The organism is Nocardia aurantia (assembly GCF_009604425.1).
Lineage (GTDB): Bacteria > Actinomycetota > Actinomycetes > Mycobacteriales > Mycobacteriaceae > Nocardia > Nocardia aurantia.
This window is the reverse complement of record NZ_WEGI01000012.1, coordinates 92,423-111,055: the sequence shown is the minus strand read 5'-3', so window position 1 is coordinate 111,055 and position 18,633 is coordinate 92,423. Positions and strand designations below refer to the sequence as shown.

Here is an 18,633-nt window from a genome sequence, read left to right as displayed (position 1 = left end):
CTCACTTTTGGCAAAAGTGAGTATAAGAGTCCTCGCGATGCTCAGCGCTTCCCGTCGATCCGGCGGGGCAACTGCCACGGGTTGGCCTCCTGGAGGGCCGGGGGGAGGAATTCGTCGGGGAAGTCCTGCCAGGCGACGGGGCGCAGAAAGCGGTCGATGGCGGCGGTGCCCATGGAGGTGAAGGTGGGTGCGGTGGTGGCGGGGTAGGGGCCGCCGTGCTGCTGGGCCCAGGACAGCGTGATGCCGGTGGGCCAGCCGTTCCAGATCAGGCGGCCGGCCAGCCGGGTCAGGGTGGGGAGCAGGGCGTGCACGGTGTCGGCCTCGTCGCGTTCGGCGTGCACGGTGGCAGTCAAGCCGGGGTCGAGTTCCTCCAGGACCGAACGCAATTCGCCGATGTCGCGATATTCGATCACGATCGAGGCCGGGCCGAAGCACTCCCGGCCCAGGGTGTCGGGCGCGAAATCGGCGGCGGCGACCTTCAGCAGGGTCGGGAGGTAGGCGTCGGCGCCCCATTCCGTGGCCGCCAGCACGGTCACGGCGGGGTGGTCGTCGAGGCGGGTGACGCCGGAGCGGAAGCCGGCGGCGATGCGATCGTTCAGCATCTGTTGCGCCGGAACGGCTTTCACGGCGGCGGTCAGGGCCTCGTCCAGTCCGTGGCCGGCGGGGAGCAGCAGCAGGCCCGGTTTGGTGCAGAACTGGCCCGCGCCGAGGGTGAACGAGCCGACGTAACCGGTGGCGATCTCGGGACCACGGGCCGCGACCGCGCCGGGGGTCACGACCACCGGGTTCACGCTGCCCAGCTCGCCGTAGAACGGGATCGGGCGGGGGCGGGCGTTGGCGATGTCGAACAGGGCGCGCCCACCGGCCTCCGAACCGGTGAACGAGGCCGCCTCGACGCCGGGATGCCGCAGCGCGACGGCGCCCGCCTCGACGCCGTAGATGTTCTCGAAGGTGCCCGCGGGCGCGCCGGCGCCGGTCAGCGCGGCCACGAGGAGGTCGCGGACCCGCGCGGACAGCCGGGGGTGCCCGGGATGGGCCTTCAGCACCACGGGACAACCCGCCGCCAGCGCCGCCGCGGTGTCGTGGCCGGCGACGCTCAGGGTCAGCGGGAAGTTGCTCGCCGCGAACACCAGGACCGGGCCGATCGGTACCACCGTGCGGCGGATGTCCGGTCGCGGGCCCATCGGCCAGGCCGGGTCGGCGTGATCGACTGTGGCGCGCAGGAATTCGCCGTCGGTGAGCACCTCCGCGAACAGTCGCAGCTGGAAGACGGTGCGCACCAACTCGCCACGCAGCCGGGGCTGTGCGGGGAGGTGGGTTTCGGCGGCGGCCAGTTCGATCAGTTCGCCGGCGGCGGCGTCCAGGGCGTCGGCGGCGGCGTGCAGCCAGGCGGCGCGTTCGGCCGGGGTGGTGCGGGCCAGTTCCGCGGCGGCCGCGACGGCGGCGGTGACGATCCGGTCGATCTCGGCGGGATCGGTTTCGGCGGGCAGTTCGGTCACGTTCTCCTCCATCGGTCAGGCCCGGATCTCGTGGTCGGCGACGGTCCAGGCTCGCGCTTGATCACTCAGCGTCACACCGAGTCCCGGCCGGGGGGACAGGTGCATGCGGCCGTCGCTGATCTCCAGCCGCTCCTCGAACAGCGGGTCGAACCATTCGAAGTGTTCCACCCAGGGCTCCAGCGGATACGCGGCGGCCAGGTGCACGTGCACCTCCATCACGAAATGCGGTGCGAGTTGCAGATTTTCGCGCGAGGCCAGTGACATGACCTCGAGGAAGCGGGTGATGCCGCCGACCCGGGGGGCATCCGGCTGCACGATATCCACTCCGGCGCGGATCAATTCCGCGTGCTCGGCGACGCTGGTGAGCATCTCGCCGGTGGCGATCGGGGTGTCGAAGGTGCGGGCCAGTTTCGCGTGGCCCGCGAAATCGTAGGCGTCCAACGGTTCTTCGATCCACACCAGGTTCAGCGGCTCGAAGGCGCGGCACATCCGTTGCGCGGTGGGACGGTCCCACTGCTGGTTGGCGTCGACCATCAACGGCACCGCGTCGCCGATCTTCTCGCGGACCGCGGTGACCCGGGCCAGGTCGACGCGATGGTCGGGATGGCCGACCTTGATCTTGATGCCGCCGATGCCGTTCGCGACCGATTCGGTGGCCCGGTCCAGGACCTCCTCGATCGGCGCGTTCAGGAAGCCACCGGAGGTGTTGTAGGTGCGGACCGAATCCCGGTGCGCGCCCAGCAGTTTCGCCAGCGGCAGGCCGGCGCGTTTCGCCTTCAGATCCCAGAGGGCGACGTCGAAGGCGGCGATGGCCTGCACCGACAGGCCACTACGGCCCACCGAGGCGCCCGCCCACATCAGCTTGTCCCAGATCTTGGCGATATCGCTCGGGTCCTCGCCGAGCAGGACCGGGGCGATCTCCCGCGCGTGCGCGAATTGGCCGGGGCCGCCGGCCCGTTTGGAATAGCTCACGCCGATGCCCTCGAGCCCGGCCTCGGTGCGGATCTCCGCGAACAGCACCGCGACCTCGGTCATCGGCCGCTGCCGGCCGGTGAGCACCTTGGCGTCGCTGATTCCGGTGGGTAGCGGCAGCATGACCGAGGAGATCTGCACGCCGGTGATCCGGTCCAGTACCGGGGATGCGATGGTCATCGGAAAGTCCCTCTCAGGCAACGGCTTTGATGAGTTCCGTCAGGTCGGCGAGCTCACCGGGGGTGAGATCGGTCAGCGGCGGGCGGACCGGCCCGGCGGGCCGGCCCACGGCGGTCAGCCCGGCCTTGATGATCGACACCGCATAACCCGGCCGGCGGTCGCGGATGTCCAGATAGGGCAGCACGAAGGTGCGCAGCGCCGCGTAGACGGCCTCGCGGTCGTGCGCGCGCACCGCGTCGTAGAACCGCAGCGCGAACTCCGGCACGAAGTTGAAGATCGCCGAAGAGTATGTGGTGACGCCCATTTCGGTATACGGCAGGGCAAAGGTCTCCGCGGTCGGCAGCCCGCCGATGTAGGTGAGCCGCTCCCCCATCCGGGCATGGACCCGGGTCATGGTCTCGATGTTGCCGACGCCGTCCTTGTAGCCGATCAGATTCGGGCAGCGGTCGGCCATCCGGGCCACGGTGATGTCGTCGATCTTGGCGTTGGCGCGGCTGTAGACGATGACGCCGAGCGAGGTCGCCGCGCACACGGCCGCGACGTGTTCGAGCAGTCCGTCGGGCCCGGCCTCCGTGAGGTACGGCGGCATCAGCAGGATGCCGTCGGCGCCGGCGGCCTCGGCGTTGCGGGTCTGCTCGACCGCGACGGCGGTGCCGGCGGTGGCGGGCGCGATCACCGGCACCCGGCCGGCGATCTCGGCGACCGCCGCCCGCACCACCGCATCGATCTCGGCGGTGGTCAGCGAGAAGCCCTCGCCCGTGCCGCCGGCCGCGAACAGTCCGGCCACGTCGTAGCCGGCCAGCCAGCCGATGTGCTCCCGATAGGCGGCCTCGTCGAACCGCAGTTCGGCGTCGAAGTGCGTGACCGGGAACGACAACAGGCCACGGCCCAGTGCCGGGCCGAGGTCCGCGGCGGATATCTGTGACACGGGTATTCCTTTCTGACACAAGGTTTCCGGGGCGACGGGCCGCTCAGGAGTCCGGCCACGTCTCCAGCAGATCGATGACGCGCCGCAGGGCCGGATTGGCCGGGCGCCGCCGCCAGACGGCGTACAGCTCGGCATGCTCGCGCACGCCGGTGAGCGGGCGATACCGCACCCCGTCCGGATGCAGATGCCCGGCGGTCTCCGGGACCAGCGCCAGGCCGCGACCGGCCGACACCAGGGCCAGCATCGTGTGCACTTGGGTGAGCCGGTCGGCGGTGTCGTAGGAGATCCCGGCCAGGGTCCGCGCCGTCAACTCGGCGAAATAGCGTGCGGGGCCGGGCGCGTACACCAGCAGTCGCTCACCCTCGAGCTCCCGGATCGCCAGCGGCCCGGAGGCCGCCAGCCGGTGCGACTCCGGTACGGCGAGCACCAGCGGTTCGCGGTGCACCAGCCGGCCGTCGAACTCGACCCGGTCGAACGGCGGCCGGGCCAGCGCCAGATCCAGTCTGCCGCTGGCCAGTTCGCCGAACTGCTCGGCGCTGACCTGTTCGCCGAGGGTGAGTTCCACCTCGGGCAGCGCGTTGCTGATCTGGTTGAGGAAGCCACCCAGGAAACCGAAGCCCGCGGTGGCGGTGAAGCCGATGCGGACGGTTCCCGTGTGGCCCGCGGCCACCAGCCGGGCGGTGCCGGGCGCGGCCTCCGCGAGGGCCAGCAGCCGCCGGGCCTCGGCGAGGAACGCCTCGCCGGCCGGGGTCAGCACCACCTGGCGCTGGGTGCGGTCCAGCAGCAGCACGCCGATATCGCGTTCCAGTTTCTGGATCTGCCGGCTCAGCGGCGGCTGGGTCATCTGCAGGCGTTCGGCCGCGCGCCGGAAGTTGCCCTCCTCGGCGACCACGACGAAACCACGCACCTGTTCCAGGGACAACATGGAGGACAGCTTGCCGTGGTCGGTCACGACGCCAGGTTAGAGCCCTCTACTGATACCGGTCCAACATCAATTGGGCATCACACAATGCCGAACAGGTATCACACGACAGTTCATAAATGTGAATACTTTCCAGCAAGAGATCCGTGCCGGAAAGGAATGTCATGCAGAGCCCGGATCGGCGAACCGCCGACGACCCGATCCCGCACCCGGAGGAGTCCGCGACCGGGGTGAAGTCGGCCCGTCGCACGATCACCCTGCTCGAGGTCTTCGCCGCACACCGGTCCTGGCTGTCGCTGGCCGAGATGCACGAGGCCACCGGATTCCCGCGGTCCAGCCTGCACGGACTGCTGCGCACCCTGCACGACGCCGGCTGGATCGAGGCCGACGAGGCCGGCACCCGGTTCCGGCTCGGCGTCCGGGCCCTGATCTGCGGTACCGCCTATCTGGACCGTGATCCCGCGCTCCCCTACGTGATCGAGATGCTGGAACGGCTGCGCGAGGACACCGGATTCACCGTCCACTACGCCCGGCTGGCCGGCGCCGAGGTCGTCTACCTGGAGACCCGGGAATCGCATCGGTCCGGGCACCTGATCTCCCGGGTCGGCCGCACCCTGCCCGCGCACGCCACCGCCCTCGGCAAGGCGCTGCTCGCGGAACTGGCCGACGCCGAACTGGCCGACCTGCTGCCGCCGCGCTTCGAGGCACTGACCGGTGCCACCGTCACCGACCGCGACACGCTGTACGGCGAACTCGGCGTGGTGCGCGAACGCGGCTACGCGACCGAGCGGGGCGAGGGCACCGCCGGCGTGGCCTGCGCGGCCGCGGCCGTGCCGTACCGGATCCCGGCCACCGACGCGGTCAGCTGCTCGATGCCCGCCGACCACGTGTCCGAGAGCGAGCAGCACCGCATCGGCGCCGTGCTGCACACCGCCGCCGCCGATCTCGCCAGGCAGCTCCGACGCGCCGGAATTCGTTGACCCACAAGTTTTCTCATCAACCGACGGCCCGCCGTGGCGGTCGGGCAACAGCGAGGAGTATCCATGTCGAACCAACGCGTGCTCATCACCGGCGCGGCCGGGATCGTCGGGCGGCTGATGCGGCCGCGGCTGGCCCGCCCGGATCGGGTGCTACGGCTGCTGGACATCCAGCCGATCGAACCGGCGGCCCCCGGTGAACAGGTGGAGATCGTCCATGGGTCCGTCACCGATCCAGCGGCGATGACCGCCGCCTGCCGCGATGCCGACGCCCTGATCCACCTCGGCGGGATCGCCCGCGAGGACAGCTGGGAGCGCATCCTCGACGTCAACATCGACGGCACGCGCACCGTGCTGGAGGCCGCCCGAGCGGCCGGGGTGCCGCGCGTCGTGCTGGCCTCCAGCAATCACGCGGTGGGCTTCCGCACGATCGGCGAAGCCGGGCCGGACGGGCTGCCGGCCGATTCCAGCCCCCGGCCGGACACCTACTACGGGGTCAGCAAGGCGGTCGTCGAGGCGCTGGGCAGCCTCTACCACTCGCGCTTCGGCATGGACGTGACCTGCCTGCGCATCGGCACCTGTTTCGAGCGACCGGCCGACGTGCGGGGGCTGTCCACCTGGCTGTCCCCCGACGACTGCGCCCGGCTGCTGGAGGCCGCGCTCGCGGTGGAACAGCCCGGTTACCGGGTGGTCTGGGGTGTTTCGGCCAACACCCGCGCAGTCGTATCGTCGCGCGAGGGGGAGGCGATCGGCTATCACGCCCACGACGACGCCGAGCGATTCGCCGGCGACGTGAACGGCACGCTGCCGGATCTTCTGGGCGGCGGCTTCTGCGAGATCGAACTGGGCCGGGCCGACCCGCTCTGATCCGCACCGTCCTCGGGTGTCGTGGCCGTCCGGTGGCTCCGCTTGTTCACATATATGAACGCATTACTCGATACCGAATGAGTATCAGAGAAGTTATTGCCTTCACCATTTGGGCATGTGACCCTGAGCACACCGTTTCGGCTCTAAGGAAAGCAAGACCATGCAGCAGTCGGCAACGACGCCCGCGCGGCAGCGACGGATCAGCGTCTCCTATCTGTACTTCTTCGGAGCGTTGGGAGGCATCCTCTTCGGCTACGACCTCGGTGTCATCTCCGGTGTTCTGTTGTTCATCAAACCGCTGTGGCACCTCGACTCGTTCGCCCAGGGCGTGGTCGGCGGTTCACTGGCGGCGGGCGCGGTGATCGGCGCCCTGTTCGCCGGCCGGCTGGCCGACCGGTACGGCCGCCGGCCCACGATCATGGTGGCCGCGGTGGTCTTCACCGTCGCCGTACTGGGCTGCGCGTTCGCACCCAACTATCCGGCGATGGTGGTGGCCCGGTTCGTCACCGGCATCGCGGTCGGCATCTCGTCGGCCACCGTGCCGACCTACCTGTCCGAACTCGCGCCCACCCGGGTGCGCGGCGCGTTGTCCACGCTCAATCAGCTGATGATCGTGTCCGGCATCCTGATCGCCTACATCGTCGACTGGGCGCTGTCCGACGCGGGCAACTGGCGGCTGATGTTCGGCCTGGCCGCCGTGCCGGCCGTGATCCTGTTCGCCGGCCTGTTCAGCCTGCCGGAGACCCCGCGCTGGCTGCTGAAGACCGGTCGCGAGGCGGAGGCCCGCGCGGTCCTCGAACAGACCCACCGCACCGCCGACACCGAAGCCGAGATGGCGAGCATCCGCGCGGTCATCCAGCTCGACACCGAACAGCGCGGCCGGCTGCGCGACCTCACGACCAAGTGGGCCCGGCCCGCCCTGGTGGTAGCGCTGATCTTGGCCATCGGACAGCAGTTCTCCGGCACCAACGCGGTGAACCTGTACGCGCCGACCATGTTCAAGCAACTCGGCCTGGCCACCAGCAGTTCGCTGCTCGCCTCGATCATCATGGGCACGGTGAAGCTGATCTTCACCGCCTGGGTGTTCCTGATGGTCGACCGCTGGGGCCGCAAGCCACTGCTGCTGCTCGGCAACGTGATCATGGCCCTGTCGCTGCTCACGCTGGGCGTGGCCGTGATGACCATGGGCAAGGGTACGGGCACCGGCCTCGTGACCCTGATCGTGCTGAACCTGTACTGGGTCGGCTACGAACTGGGCTGGGGCGCGGTGGTCTGGGTGATGATCGCCGAGATCTTCCCGCTGAAGATCCGCGGTATCGGCACCGGCACCGCCAGCACGGTGCTGTGGGCGGCGACCTTCGCCATCACCTTCCTGTTCCCGGTGATGAACGACCATCTCGGCCTGAGCTGGTCGGCCTGGATCTTCGCGGCGGTCAGCGTGGTGCTGTTCGTGCTGGTGCGGCGGTTCGTCCCGGAGACCAAGGGCCGCAGCCTGGAGGAGATCGAACTGGATCTGCGGGCCCGCGCCGGGCAGCACGTCGGATAGCGAGGACGGACGAATGACGGTCGTGGCCTATGTGTCCAACGCCGACAGCGGCGACATCTCGGTGCTGCGTCTCGGCGCCGACGGCACGCTCGACGCGGTGCAGACCCGGCCCGCCGGCGGCACGGTGATGCCGCTGGCGGTCGGGCCCGGCCGTCACCACCTGTACGCCGCGCTGCGATCGGAGCCCTGGTCGGTCGCCTGCTTCGACATCGACACCGCCACCGGGGAATTGGCCCCGCTCGCGACGGTGCCGCTGCCGGCCGACACGGCCTACCTGTCCACCGATCGCACCGGGCGCTACCTGTTCGGCGCCTCCTACACCGGAAACATCGTGTCGGTGAACGCGATCGGGCCGGACGGTGTCGTCGCGCCGGACCCGGTCGCGGTGCTGCCGACACCGCCGCACGCACATTCGATCGTGGTAGCGCCGGACAACCGGCACCTGTTCGCGGCGGTCCTGGGTGGTGACGCGGTGTTGCAGTTCCGGTTCGATCCGCAGACCGGGGTGCTCACGCCGAACGACCCGGCTTTCGTGTCCACCCTGCCCGGCGCCGGGCCCCGGCACCTGGTGTTCCATCCCGGCGGGAGGTTCGTCTACGTCGCCGACGAACTCGACGGCACGGTCGGCGGCTACGAATTCGATTCCGGCACCGGTCAACTCGTGCCGCTGGACACGATTTCCGTACTGCCCGACGGTGTCTCGCAGCCATGGACCGCGGAACTGCGGCTCACCCCGGACGGCCGGTTGCTCTACGTCTCCGATCGCACGTCGAGCACGCTCGCCGGATTCCGGGTGGATGCGACCACCGGCGCCCTGAAACTGTTGGGACACACCGAAACCGAGGCCTGCCCGCGCGGATTCGACATCGACCCCGGCGGCCGTTTCCTGCTCGCGGCAGGTCAGCAGTCGGACGCCCTGACCGTGCACGCGATCGACGCGGATTCCGGTGCGCTGCGACCACTGGGCCGATACCCGGTCGGCCGCAACCCGAACTGGGTGCAGATCGTCGAGCTCCCCTCGGTCCCGGAGCCCGGCTGACACCGATCCGCGCCGGATCACGGACCCGGCGCCGGGCCCGAGCGCCGCTCACCCGCTCCGGTCGTCCGCCACGCACCACCCGGCCCGCACGGTCCCCGCGAAACAACGCGGTCCGGGGTGACCGTCTCCCGCCGACTCGGCCACCGCCGGATCGGCGGGAGACGCGCGTGTGCCGATACCGTGTGGATGGACCACCGGAACGCCGATGGACCACCGGATTCGACTCAGGAGGCGACATGTCCGATCGGGAGGTGCGGCTGGCGGCGGGCCCGGCCCGGCTGACAGTGGACCTGGACACCGGACGGATCGCCGAGTTCCGGCTCGGCGACACCGGGTTGCTGCACACCGGACCACGTTTCGGCAGCTTCCCGATGGCGCCCTGGTGTGGGCGGATGCGCGACGGTGTCCTGCACTGGGCCGGCGCCGACCACCACCTGCCCCGCAACGCCGAACCGCACGCCATCCACGGCACCGTGCGCGACAAGCCCTGGCAGGTGGTCCTGTCCACCGACGCGGAAGTCGTACTCGCCCAGGACCTGACCGAGCCGTGGCCGTTCCCGGGACGGGTGACCCAGTCGATCACCCTCGGCGCCGACACCGCCGAATTCACCATGACCGTCGAGGCGTTCGCGGATCCGTTCCCGGCCCAGGTCGGCTGGCACCCGTGGTTCAACCGCCGGTTGACCGCCGACGGACCGGGCGTCGAGATCGACTTCGCCCCCGCCTGGCAGGAGGAACGCGGCGCCGACTACCTGCCCGACGGCAATCGGATCACCCCGCCACCCGGCCCGTGGGACGACTGCTTCGGCATGCCCGGCGGGGTGGACGTCACCCTGACCTGGCCCGGCGCCATCGAACTCGTCGTCAGCAGCCCGCTGGAATGGGTCGTCGTCTTCGACCAGCCCGCGGAGACCGTCTGCGTCGAACCGGAATCCGGCCCACCGAACGGCCTGAACACCGCTCCTCTGGAGGTCCGGAAGGACCGGCCACTGATCGGCGAAATGATCTGGCGCTGGCGGACTCTCGACTGATCACTCGAGCACGAACGGCCGGACTCGCCCGTTCCCCGGCTGCACCGCGAATTTCCGCCTCCAGCAGACCTTCCCGGAGGCCGGGGCAGCGGTGAGCGCTACTCCCCTGCCGCGCGGCGGATCTCCGCCTCGAGGGCTCGTTCCCGGAGCGCCCGTGCGGCCGCCGCGTTGTAGGGGTCCAGGTGGTCGAACGCCGGATCCTCGTCGTCGACGTCCAGGACGACCGCCCGGCGCCGCAGATCGCGCGCGGCCTCACGGTCCAGGGCCGGACGCTCCGCGCCGGGCAGTGCAGCGGTCCCCGCGGTCTCGACCAGCTCGACCTCGCGCCCCCGGGACAACCGGGCGGCGCGGCGGCGGCGGATATCCGCTTCCAGGCGCACCTGCCGGCGTAGATAGCCGAGGTAGACGACCAGGATCAGCAGCGAGGCCACACAACCCGACCAGAGTGTCGGCGCCGCCACCGAGGCGAACGCCCCGAACAGCAGGGCGCTCAGCACCAGGGCGATCGCGGTGCGCTGCCGGAAGCGGTAGCGCGCGGCGCGGGCGACGGCATCCGCCTCCGGGTCGTAACCGCCGCGACCGCGCCGGGTCGGGACGAAATCCTCGCGGCCGGCGGCGTTCTCGGCGACGAGGTCGTCGAGGCGCGCCGGGGGTCTGGCGAGGGTACCGGTCGTCTGTGGCGCGTGGTCCCGCCCTGGCCGATCGACGTCCTCGGTGACGGGGTTGACGGGCTCATCGGCCGGCGTCGTCATCCGATCCTCCGCATCATCGCCGTGGGGAAGCTTTCTCTGCGCCCGGGTCGGCACCCGCTTCGTGCCGCCGCGATGCAGGACCCGGGTGGCCAGTGCGACATCGGTCGTGCGCCGGATACGCGGATGTCGGCCGGCGAGCATAGGGAACAGCACGAAAACCCAGAGCACGACCAATCCGATCCACAAGATCGAATTCGGCATCGCGCTCCCACCTCCGTCCCGACCGACCGTTGTCCCTGCGACGGCAGCTGCACTGTGGCAGCGAACGCGCACCACCGACGTGGGTAGGCTATTTCGCCGCAGGTGAAATACCCCGCAGGCGCGCGGTAACTTTTTGCCACCGCTTCGGCGCGCCGGATTCGCCGCAATCGCCCGGCGTCCCGGAAACACCGTTCCGCCTGCGCTTTCCCGGCGCGGCCCGCGATGCACTCGGATCGGATGTTCAGGGCAGCGAGATCCGTCCCGAGCGGGCCAACCGCTCCACGAACGAGCCCTCGACCTCCTCGAGGGTGAGCGCGACGAGCAGGTGGTCACGCCAGTCACCGTCGACGTCGAGATACCGGCGCAGCAGGCCCTCCTCGCGGAAACCCACGTTGCGCAACACCGATTGGCTGCGATGGTTCTCCGGCCGCACCGTCGCCTCGACCCGATGCAGGCCGACCGGCCCGAAACAGTGGTCCAGTCCCAGTGCCAGTGCCGCGGTCGCGACCCCGTGGCCGCCGACCTCCTGGGCCACCCAGTAGCCGATCCAGGCCGACCGCAGCGCGCCGCGCACGATGTTGCCGATGGTCAGCTGCCCGCTGAAGGCGCCGTCCACCTCGATCACCAGCGGGATCATCGCGCCGTGCCGCGCTTCGGCTTTCAGGCTCGACCACAGCGACGGCCAGTTGGAGGCATGGTTACGCGCCTCCCAGGTGCCGCGGCCGGTCGGCTCCCACGGCTCCAGATGATGCCGGTCCCGGATCCGGATCCGGGCCCATGCCGCCGCGTCCCGCAGCCGGATCGGCCGCATGGTGACCGTTTGCCCGGAGGCGACGCGCACCGGCCCCAGATGAGCGGGCCAGCCCGGATGCTGCGCGGCCCGGAATACGTTCATGTCCACCGATCACCCGCGCTGGGCGAGAAAAGCGACCCGGACCTCGTCACCGGTGCGAACCTCGGTGATCTCCGGATCGACGACGATCAAACTGTTGGCCTCGGCCAGGGTCGACAGTAGATGGGCCGACCCGTTCACGCCGAGTGGTTGGACGAGATATTCCGCGGTCTGCTCGTCGCGCATGAGTTGCGCGCGCAGATAACCACGCCGCCCTTCCACCGAGGTGATCGGCATGATCGTGCGAGCCCGCACGATCCGGCGCATCGGGTGCCGGCGACCGAGGGCGATCCGGATCAACGGCCGCACCATCACCTCGAAGACCACCAGGGCCCCGACCGGATTGGACGGCAGCAGGAACGTGGGCACCTCGTCGCGGCCGAGCCGCCCGAAACCCTGCACCGAGCCGGGATGCATGGCGACACGGGCGATTTCGAGCTCACCGAGCCCGGTCAGCGCCCCGCGGATCTGCTCGGAGGCCCAGCCGCCGACCCCGCCCGCGATGACCACCACTTCCGATCGGACCAATTGGCCCTCGACCACATCGCGTAACCGCTCCGGATCGGCGCTGACGATGCCGACCCGGTTCACGTCCGCGCCCGCGTCCCGGGCGGCGGCGGCCAGCGCGTACGAATTCACGTCGTACACCTGCCCAGGACCGGGGGTGCGATCGATATCGATCAACTCCTCGCCGATCGAGATCACCGACAACCGCGGCCGCGGATGCACCAGCACCTTGTCGCGGCCCACCGCGGCCAGCAGACCCACCTGAGCGGCGCCGATGATGGTGCCGGCCCGCACCGCCACGTCGCCGGACTGCACGTCGTCGCCGGCGCGGCGGACGTAGTCGCCGGACTGGACCGCCTCGTACACCGCGATGCGCGCCCGGCCGGCGTCGGTGTACTCCACCGGCAGCACCGCGTCGGCCAGCGTCGGCAGCGGCGCGCCGGTGTCGACCCGCACGGTCTGCCTCGGCTGCAACCGAATCGGCTGCCGCGACCCCGCGGCCACCTCGCCGACCACCGGCAGCGTGATCTCGACCGGATCGCCGTCGTCGTCCAGCACATCCACCCCGGCGCCGGACACGTCGACGCTGCGCACGGCGTACCCGTCGATCGCCGCCTGGTCGAATCCGGGCAGCGGCCGTTCGGTCACGACGTCCTCGGCGCACAGCAGACCCTGGGCCTCGGAGATCGCGACCCGCACCGGCCGCGGGGCGACGGCCGCCGCGGTCACCTTGATCTGCTGATCCTCCACCGAGCGCATGCAGCCCTTCCTGTTGTTCAGTGTCCTACCCACCGATCGGACCGCGCCCGGCCGTTCGCTACGACGTGGTCAGCTGCGGATTCCAGTCGGGAGCGAGCCGCCGGGTCAGCCACTCGCGCAGGGCGGGACCGTATTCGTCTCGCTCCAAGGCGAAATCGACCGCAGCACGAAGATAACCGCCCGGGTTGCCCAGGTCGTGGCGCGACCCACGGTGGACCACCACATGGACCGGATGACCGTCCGCGATCAGCAGGCCGATGGCATCGGTGAGCTGCAATTCCCCGCCGGCGCCCGGCTCGATCCGGCGCAGCGCGTCGAACACCGCGCGGTCGAGCAGATACCGCCCCGCCGCCGCGTAGGTCGACGGCGCGTCCGCCATCGCCGGCTTCTCGACCATGCCGTTGACCCGCAACACATTCGGGTCGGCGCCGCCGTCCACCGGCGCGACGTCGAAGACGCCGTAGGCGCTCACCTCGTCCTTGGGCACGTCGATCGCGCACAGCACGGTGCCGCCGTGCTCGCGGCGCACCCGGCCCATCTCCTCCAGCACACCGCACGGCAGGACCAGATCGTCGGGCAGCAGCACCGCGATCGCGTCCTCGCCCGGATCGAGCACCGCCTCCGCCTGCGCGACCGCGTGACCCAGTCCGAGCGGCTCCTCCTGCACCACCGAACTCACGTTCAGCAGGCCGGGCGCCTTGCGCACCTTCTCCAGCAGATGGAACTTGCCGCGCTCGGCGAGCGTGCTCTCCAGCACCAGATCCTCGACGAAATGCGCCACCACGCCGTCCTTCCCGGGCGAGGTGACGATCACCAGGCGGTCGGCGCCGGACTCGGCGGCCTCGGCGGCGACCAATTCGATGCCGGGCGTGTCGACCACCGGCAACAGCTCTTTGGGCACGGTCTTGGTCGCCGGCAGGAACCGGGTCCCGAGACCGGCCGCGGGCACCACGGCGGTCCGGAAACCGGACCGCCCGGACTGCGTCTCATCCGCCCCGGCACCAGCTGTCATAAGGCACACCCTATCTATCGATGTCATCGGCCGAACCGATGTCACATCCGGCTCCGCACCGCTAGAAGAGTATGCGGCGAGCACATCGGCGGCGCGGCGAACGAGAGGCAACCGGTTGTCGCTTCCACCGCAGCGATGCCCGTTTTGCGCGGTGCGGAAACCTGGCAAACATCCGCCACACCCCGCGGGCCGGGCCCCGCGCGAGCCGCACACCGGCGAGAACGCCTATCGTGGTCGGAGTGAGCAGCGGGACGACACCGCATTCCGGCCGAGCCGAGCGGCCGTCGAGCGAACTCGGCCGGCTCCCCCACAGCCACCGTCCGGACGCCCACCTCGCGCATCCGGATGATCCTCACCTGCCCCCCGGCCCGCCGGGCGAGAGCCGGGCCGGCATCGTCGCGGCCCCGTCGGTGCGGCGGTACGTCACCGAGTCCGGTGGGCAGCGTCCGGCTCGGCAGGACGAACGGGCGGCGATGGGTCACGATCGGGAGATGCGGCCCGGTACGGACGACGGTGACAAGCGGTGGTGGCGGACAGAGCTGATCGCCCTGCGCGCGGCGTTGCCTCCCGAGGTGCGCGCGGCCGAGGCGGCGGCGCTGGCGGGCGCGATGGCCGATCTGGTCGATCGGCCGGGAGCGTGGGTGGCCGGGTACGTCCCGGTGAGGACGGAACCCGGCTCGCTCGCGATGCTGGACGCGCTGCGGGCGGCCGGAGCCCGGGTGCTGTTGCCGCTGACCGGCCCGCCGGGTCCGTTGGACTGGGCGGAATATCGCGGTCCGGACCACCTGTGCCGGGCTCGCTACGGGTTGCTGGAGCCGGACGGCCCGGCTTTGTCCCCGGCCGCGATCGAGCGGGCGGCGGCGATCCTGGTGCCCGCGCTGGCGGTGGACCGGCGAGGAGTGCGGCTGGGCCGCGGTGCGGGCTACTACGACCGCACGCTGGCCGCGGCGACCACCACGGCACGGCTGATCGCCGTGGTCCGCGACGACGAACTGGTGGATCGGCTCCCGGAGGAGTCCCACGATCGGCGCATGGGCTGGGCGCTCACCCCGGGTGGCCTGCACCGGCTGGCCGAGGGTGAGCCGAGTGGCCCACCGGGAATCGTGCGGTGAACGACGCTGTTGGTAAAGTTGGCACTGTCGGCTGTAGAGTGCCAAACCGACGGAGACTGTGGAGGTTCAAGTGCCTACTTACTCGTACCAGTGCACGCAGTGCGGCGATAAGTTCGACATCGTGCAGTCCTTCTCGGACGATGCTCTGACCACCTGCGAGAAGTGCGACGGCAAGCTACGCAAGCTCTTCAACTCGGTCGGCATCGTGTTCAAGGGCAGTGGTTTCTACCGCACCGACAGCCGCAACGGCTCCTCGTCGGCCACCGAGCCCGCGAAGTCCAGCTCCGACTCCTCGTCCTCCTCGTCGAGCTCCTCCGACTCCTCGTCGAGCAGCTCGTCGTCATCGAGCACATCCTCGGCCGGCAGCAGCGGCAGCACCTCGGCGGCGAGCCCCGCGGTCGCCTGACGCCGGCTGTCGCCCGGCCGACCGTGTTCGCGCGCCGGCCGCGGTGTCCCCGGGTGGTCTCGTCATCGCCGCCGACGCCCGAACGCCCGCCGGCGGCATGTCCGGCGGCGGTCAGCGGCGCCACCGCAGGCCGGCCGCTGCTTCACGGACTACCCGGTTTCCACAACCTCCAGATTTTCCACAGGGCATTGCCGACCTCCTATTTCGTGGCGTGATCCGATCGGTGCCGGCCGTAGCGTGCCGGGGGTGAAGCGACTTCGTCTCGATACCGTTCGCCGCCGTGCCCGGCGATCCGCCGGCATGGACCTCGGCCGCGGGCCACGCTGGGATCTGTCCGATCGCTGGCGTTCGTCGCGGCCGAGATGGGCCGACATCGCATTCGCCCGCCGGATGCTCGCAATGGTTTTCGCGGTGCTCGCCGCCGTGCTCGCGGTCCGGGGCGATCCTGCCGCGGGACATCTCGAGGTAGTGGTGGCGGCACGCGACCTACCGCCGGGGCAGCGACTCACGGACGCGGATGTGATCCAGGCGGCGCGCCCGGTCGACATGCTGCCGGCCGGCGCGATCCGGGATTCGGCGGCCGTCCTCGGCAGCACTCTCGGCACCGCCGTGCGGGCCGGGGAGATTCTCACCGATCTGCGGGTGGTCGGGCCGCGGCTGGCGTCCGCCGCCGCTGGTACGCCCGAGGCCCGGATCGTGGCCATCCGACCGGCCGACCCGGCGGTCGCCGAGGTACTCCGGCCCGGTGATCGCGTGGATGTCATCGCCGCCGCGGAGGACGATCAGCCCCGGGCGGGGCCGCCGCCGCGGCCGCTGGCCACCGATGCCGCGGTCGTGCTGGTCACCGGCGGCGAGGGCGGGCGCGGCCGGGAGCGGATGGTGCTGCTGGCGCTCGACGCGGCCCGCGCACCGGCGGTCGCCGCCGCGTCGCTGCGCACCGCCATGGCCCTGATCGTCCGTTAAAGTACCCGACGTCGCATTAACCAAGAATTTGCCATCGGCTGCACCGGCCCGAGAGAGGAGCCGCAATGTTGAAGGGATTCAAGGATTTCCTGCTACGCGGGAACGTGATCGACCTGGCGGTCGCGGTCGTCATGGGCACTGCCTTCGTCGCGATCGTCACCGCGTTCAGCTCCGGGATCATCAATCCATTGCTCGCGGTGTTCGGCGGCACCGGTGAGCTCGGCCTGGGTTTCCGGCTCATCTCCGACAAGCCCGCGACCTTCATCGCCGCCGGCCCGATCATCACCGCGCTGCTGAATTTCCTGGTGATCGCCGCGCTCATCTACGGCCTGGTGGTGCTTCCGGCCAACAAGGCCAGGACGCGCTGGGGCGGTGGCATTCCCGACGGCGCCACCGACAACGAACTGCTGCACCAGATCCGGGACCTGCTCGCCGACGAGCGCGCGAGCAAGGATCGGAACTGAACGGGCGCAACGGCTCTCGCGTTCACCGGACAGCACGAGGGCCCGGTGCGTACACCGGGCCCTCGGCCACCGAGATCGCGCGCCGGCTCGGCCGGTGCGCTGCCCGGCCGGAAACCGGCCGGGCACAACGGAATTCGGAACTCAGCCCAGGCTGAAGGGCTGGCCCCACAGGGTGATCCAGGACTGGACGTGAGCAGTCGAGATCTCCGCGGTCACGAACGAGCGCGCCTGCGCGTAACCGGCGCAGCCGGTCAGGCCGATCGTCTCGTCCGCCCAGGCCACCGAGGCGTCGTTGCCCTTGAAGGCGTTGTACGTCTTGTGGCTGTCGGCACCGAAGTCGTCGGCGCGCTCGATGTCGAGCACGTAGAACGACTGCGCCTGGCCCGGTCCCAGGGTCAGGTTGGCGCCGCCGTCGGCGGACGCGCTCGGCGTCACCGACTGACCGCTGCTCCAGTCGGCGCCGACGGTCGGGCCGCCGCTCACGCCGCCGCCGGAGATGTCGACCTGGCAGCCCACCACGTAACCGGGGTAGATGTTGCCGCCCACATCGCCGTCCACGCCGGAGATGTTGATGTGCGCGGTGGCCGAGGCCCACGAGTTGCGGTGCAGCGGAGTCGAACCCATCGACGGGTTGATGGTGGCCGACTCGCCGTCGATCCAGACGTGCACCACGGTGCCGTCGGACAGGGTGCGAGTGAGGTCGCCGCCCGGCAGCGGCACGAAGGTGTCGGCGTTGGCCGCACCGGTGGAGAACAAGCCGAGCGCGGCGGTAGCGACGGCACCGACACCGGCAGCACGCGCCATGGTCTTGCGAATATTCATGTTTGAAGTCCCTCTAGGGTGAGATCGCTTACGCGGGAATGGGTTTGGCGGATTCGACCTACGTCAGCCGATGGAGAAGGGCTGCCCGTAGAGGGTGGTCTTCGAGTAGTGATCGCCGATGACCTCGACGACGGTGTACGAGCGCGCTTGCGCGTACCCGGCACAACCCTGGACCTGAATCTCCGCATCCTGGTATTCCACGGAGTAAGTGCCCGCAGACGGAACGTCCTTCACGTCGATCATCACGAACTTCACCTCGCCGGGGCCGAGGTTCAGGCCAACCGAGCCGGAAACGCTTGCGCTGGTGGCGCTCAGGCTGCCGGACAGACCCGCCGAGATGGCGTCGCTGGCGATGTTCACCTGGCAGCCGACGATGTAGCCGGTGCTGATGTTCGAGGCCAGGTGGGTGGACGAATTGTTGGACCCGTTGGAATTGCTCGGGCCGTTCCAGCCGCCCGGGGTGGCATCCGGGGCGTTCGGGATATCGGCGACGGAGCTACCCGAGACCCACACGACGCGGCCGGCACCATTGGCCGCCAGCGACGGAGAGATCAGGGCATGCTCGCCGGTCCGGGTGATGACAACGCCGTCAGGACCGAGCTTCTGGCCGTCCGGCAACGGCACGAAGGTATCGGCATTGGCAGCACCCGTGGAAAACAGGCCGAAGGCGACAGCAACAGCCGCGCCGATGCCCGCGAGTTGGGCACCACGACGCAGACCGTTGGTACGGTTCTCGCTCATACTTCCCCTCATCAGGTTTCTTACAGTCAGCCCTCGACCAT

General features: G+C 70.2%; 19 protein-coding genes. 9 read left to right on the top strand and 10 right to left on the bottom strand.

Annotated features, from left to right (window positions below):
* Positions 1 to 41 precede the first annotated feature (41 nt).
* From NRB56_RS26790 to NRB56_RS26775, 4 genes are read right to left on the bottom strand one after another with little or no spacing between them, the layout of a single operon-like run.
* Positions 42 to 1,499, bottom strand: coding sequence for an aldehyde dehydrogenase (NADP(+)) (locus NRB56_RS26790; protein ID WP_319943572.1), 1,458 nt, complete (start codon positions 1,497 to 1,499; stop codon positions 42 to 44).
* A 15-nt stretch (positions 1,500 to 1,514) separates the two neighbouring features.
* A complete protein-coding gene (locus NRB56_RS26785; protein ID WP_153346955.1) occupies positions 1,515 to 2,651 on the bottom strand; it encodes an L-talarate/galactarate dehydratase in 1,137 nt (378 codons plus the stop codon).
* A 13-nt stretch (positions 2,652 to 2,664) separates the two neighbouring features.
* Complete coding sequence (gene kdgD, locus NRB56_RS26780; protein ID WP_319943571.1) at positions 2,665 to 3,579, bottom strand: 5-dehydro-4-deoxyglucarate dehydratase; 915 nt, start codon at positions 3,577 to 3,579, stop codon at positions 2,665 to 2,667.
* Between the two features lie 43 nt (positions 3,580 to 3,622).
* Positions 3,623 to 4,531, bottom strand: coding sequence for a LysR substrate-binding domain-containing protein (locus NRB56_RS26775; RefSeq protein WP_319943570.1), 909 nt, complete (start codon positions 4,529 to 4,531; stop codon positions 3,623 to 3,625).
* Between the two features lie 134 nt (positions 4,532 to 4,665).
* On the opposite strand from NRB56_RS26775, the gene NRB56_RS26770 reads away from it, so the two are divergent.
* The 5 genes from NRB56_RS26770 to NRB56_RS26750 all read left to right on the top strand — a co-directional run bounded on the left by NRB56_RS26770 (position 4,666) and on the right by NRB56_RS26750 (position 9,961).
* On the top strand, positions 4,666 to 5,481 hold the full coding sequence (locus NRB56_RS26770; RefSeq protein ID WP_153346953.1) for an IclR family transcriptional regulator: 816 nt from the start codon (positions 4,666 to 4,668) through the stop codon (positions 5,479 to 5,481).
* Positions 5,482 to 5,544: 63 nt separating this feature from the next.
* Positions 5,545 to 6,345 (top strand): NAD-dependent epimerase/dehydratase family protein, encoded by an 801-nt coding sequence (locus NRB56_RS26765; protein WP_153346951.1) that lies wholly within the window; start codon positions 5,545 to 5,547, stop codon positions 6,343 to 6,345.
* A gap of 160 nt (positions 6,346 to 6,505) precedes the next feature.
* Complete coding sequence (locus tag NRB56_RS26760; RefSeq protein WP_153346949.1) at positions 6,506 to 7,891, top strand: sugar porter family MFS transporter; 1,386 nt, start codon at positions 6,506 to 6,508, stop codon at positions 7,889 to 7,891.
* A gap of 13 nt (positions 7,892 to 7,904) precedes the next feature.
* Positions 7,905 to 8,930: a lactonase family protein gene (locus NRB56_RS26755; RefSeq protein WP_153346947.1), complete on the top strand. Its 1,026-nt coding sequence runs from the start codon at positions 7,905 to 7,907 to the stop codon at positions 8,928 to 8,930.
* A 236-nt stretch (positions 8,931 to 9,166) separates the two neighbouring features.
* Positions 9,167 to 9,961 carry an aldose epimerase family protein gene (locus tag NRB56_RS26750; protein ID WP_153346945.1) on the top strand — a complete coding sequence of 265 codons (795 nt, stop codon included), beginning with the start codon at positions 9,167 to 9,169 and terminating at the stop codon, positions 9,959 to 9,961.
* Between the two features lie 98 nt (positions 9,962 to 10,059).
* Here NRB56_RS26750 and sepX read toward each other — a convergent pair whose 3' ends face one another.
* The 4 genes from sepX to NRB56_RS26730 form a co-directional block, all read right to left on the bottom strand.
* Positions 10,060 to 10,914 (bottom strand): divisome protein SepX/GlpR, encoded by an 855-nt coding sequence (gene sepX, locus NRB56_RS26745; protein WP_153346943.1) that lies wholly within the window; start codon positions 10,912 to 10,914, stop codon positions 10,060 to 10,062.
* A gap of 241 nt (positions 10,915 to 11,155) precedes the next feature.
* Positions 11,156 to 11,809: a GNAT family N-acetyltransferase gene (locus tag NRB56_RS26740; protein ID WP_153346941.1), complete on the bottom strand. Its 654-nt coding sequence runs from the start codon at positions 11,807 to 11,809 to the stop codon at positions 11,156 to 11,158.
* A gap of 9 nt (positions 11,810 to 11,818) precedes the next feature.
* On the bottom strand, positions 11,819 to 13,072 hold the full coding sequence (gene glp, locus NRB56_RS26735) for a molybdotransferase-like divisome protein Glp (RefSeq protein WP_153346939.1): 1,254 nt from the start codon (positions 13,070 to 13,072) through the stop codon (positions 11,819 to 11,821).
* Between the two features lie 58 nt (positions 13,073 to 13,130).
* Positions 13,131 to 14,084 (bottom strand): UTP--glucose-1-phosphate uridylyltransferase, encoded by a 954-nt coding sequence (locus NRB56_RS26730; protein ID WP_153346937.1) that lies wholly within the window; start codon positions 14,082 to 14,084, stop codon positions 13,131 to 13,133.
* A 491-nt stretch (positions 14,085 to 14,575) separates the two neighbouring features.
* Here NRB56_RS26730 and NRB56_RS26725 point away from each other — a divergent pair, with 491 nt between their 5' ends.
* The 4 genes from NRB56_RS26725 to mscL all read left to right on the top strand — a co-directional run bounded on the left by NRB56_RS26725 (position 14,576) and on the right by mscL (position 17,029).
* Positions 14,576 to 15,196: a 5-formyltetrahydrofolate cyclo-ligase gene (locus NRB56_RS26725; RefSeq protein WP_153347328.1), complete on the top strand. Its 621-nt coding sequence runs from the start codon at positions 14,576 to 14,578 to the stop codon at positions 15,194 to 15,196.
* Between the two features lie 70 nt (positions 15,197 to 15,266).
* On the top strand, positions 15,267 to 15,602 hold the full coding sequence (locus tag NRB56_RS26720) for an FmdB family zinc ribbon protein (protein WP_319943569.1): 336 nt from the start codon (positions 15,267 to 15,269) through the stop codon (positions 15,600 to 15,602).
* Between the two features lie 246 nt (positions 15,603 to 15,848).
* The gene (locus NRB56_RS26715; protein WP_319943568.1) at positions 15,849 to 16,565 is read left to right on the top strand and encodes an SAF domain-containing protein; all 717 of its coding nucleotides are present in this window, start codon (positions 15,849 to 15,851) and stop codon (positions 16,563 to 16,565) included.
* 65 nt (positions 16,566 to 16,630) lie between these two features.
* Positions 16,631 to 17,029 (top strand): large conductance mechanosensitive channel protein MscL, encoded by a 399-nt coding sequence (mscL, locus tag NRB56_RS26710; protein WP_153346936.1) that lies wholly within the window; start codon positions 16,631 to 16,633, stop codon positions 17,027 to 17,029.
* Positions 17,030 to 17,170: 141 nt separating this feature from the next.
* Here the strand turns inward: mscL and NRB56_RS26705 are convergent, their stop codons facing one another.
* Both NRB56_RS26705 and NRB56_RS26700 read right to left on the bottom strand, forming a co-directional pair.
* A complete protein-coding gene (locus tag NRB56_RS26705; RefSeq protein ID WP_153346934.1) occupies positions 17,171 to 17,851 on the bottom strand; it encodes an MspA family porin in 681 nt (226 codons plus the stop codon).
* 63 nt (positions 17,852 to 17,914) lie between these two features.
* Positions 17,915 to 18,592 carry an MspA family porin gene (locus NRB56_RS26700; RefSeq protein ID WP_153346932.1) on the bottom strand — a complete coding sequence of 226 codons (678 nt, stop codon included), beginning with the start codon at positions 18,590 to 18,592 and terminating at the stop codon, positions 17,915 to 17,917.
* Between the last annotated feature and the right edge of the window lie 41 nt (positions 18,593 to 18,633).

Coding starts and splice junctions, on each gene's coding strand:
- NRB56_RS26785 (WP_153346955.1), bottom strand. CDS start 2,651: ATGACCATCGCATCCCCGGTACTGGACCGGATCACCGGCGTGCAGATC.
- NRB56_RS26770 (WP_153346953.1), top strand. CDS start 4,666: ATGCAGAGCCCGGATCGGCGAACCGCCGACGACCCGATCCCGCACCCG.
- NRB56_RS26765 (WP_153346951.1), top strand. CDS start 5,545: ATGTCGAACCAACGCGTGCTCATCACCGGCGCGGCCGGGATCGTCGGG.
- NRB56_RS26760 (WP_153346949.1), top strand. CDS start 6,506: ATGCAGCAGTCGGCAACGACGCCCGCGCGGCAGCGACGGATCAGCGTC.
- NRB56_RS26755 (WP_153346947.1), top strand. CDS start 7,905: ATGACGGTCGTGGCCTATGTGTCCAACGCCGACAGCGGCGACATCTCG.
- NRB56_RS26750 (WP_153346945.1), top strand. CDS start 9,167: ATGTCCGATCGGGAGGTGCGGCTGGCGGCGGGCCCGGCCCGGCTGACA.
- sepX (WP_153346943.1), bottom strand. CDS start 10,914: ATGCCGAATTCGATCTTGTGGATCGGATTGGTCGTGCTCTGGGTTTTC.
- NRB56_RS26740 (WP_153346941.1), bottom strand. CDS start 11,809: ATGAACGTATTCCGGGCCGCGCAGCATCCGGGCTGGCCCGCTCATCTG.
- glp (WP_153346939.1), bottom strand. CDS start 13,072: ATGCGCTCGGTGGAGGATCAGCAGATCAAGGTGACCGCGGCGGCCGTC.
- NRB56_RS26730 (WP_153346937.1), bottom strand. CDS start 14,084: ATGACAGCTGGTGCCGGGGCGGATGAGACGCAGTCCGGGCGGTCCGGT.
- NRB56_RS26725 (WP_153347328.1), top strand. CDS start 14,576: ATGCGGCCCGGTACGGACGACGGTGACAAGCGGTGGTGGCGGACAGAG.
- mscL (WP_153346936.1), top strand. CDS start 16,631: ATGTTGAAGGGATTCAAGGATTTCCTGCTACGCGGGAACGTGATCGAC.
- NRB56_RS26705 (WP_153346934.1), bottom strand. CDS start 17,851: ATGAATATTCGCAAGACCATGGCGCGTGCTGCCGGTGTCGGTGCCGTC.
- NRB56_RS26700 (WP_153346932.1), bottom strand. CDS start 18,592: ATGAGCGAGAACCGTACCAACGGTCTGCGTCGTGGTGCCCAACTCGCG.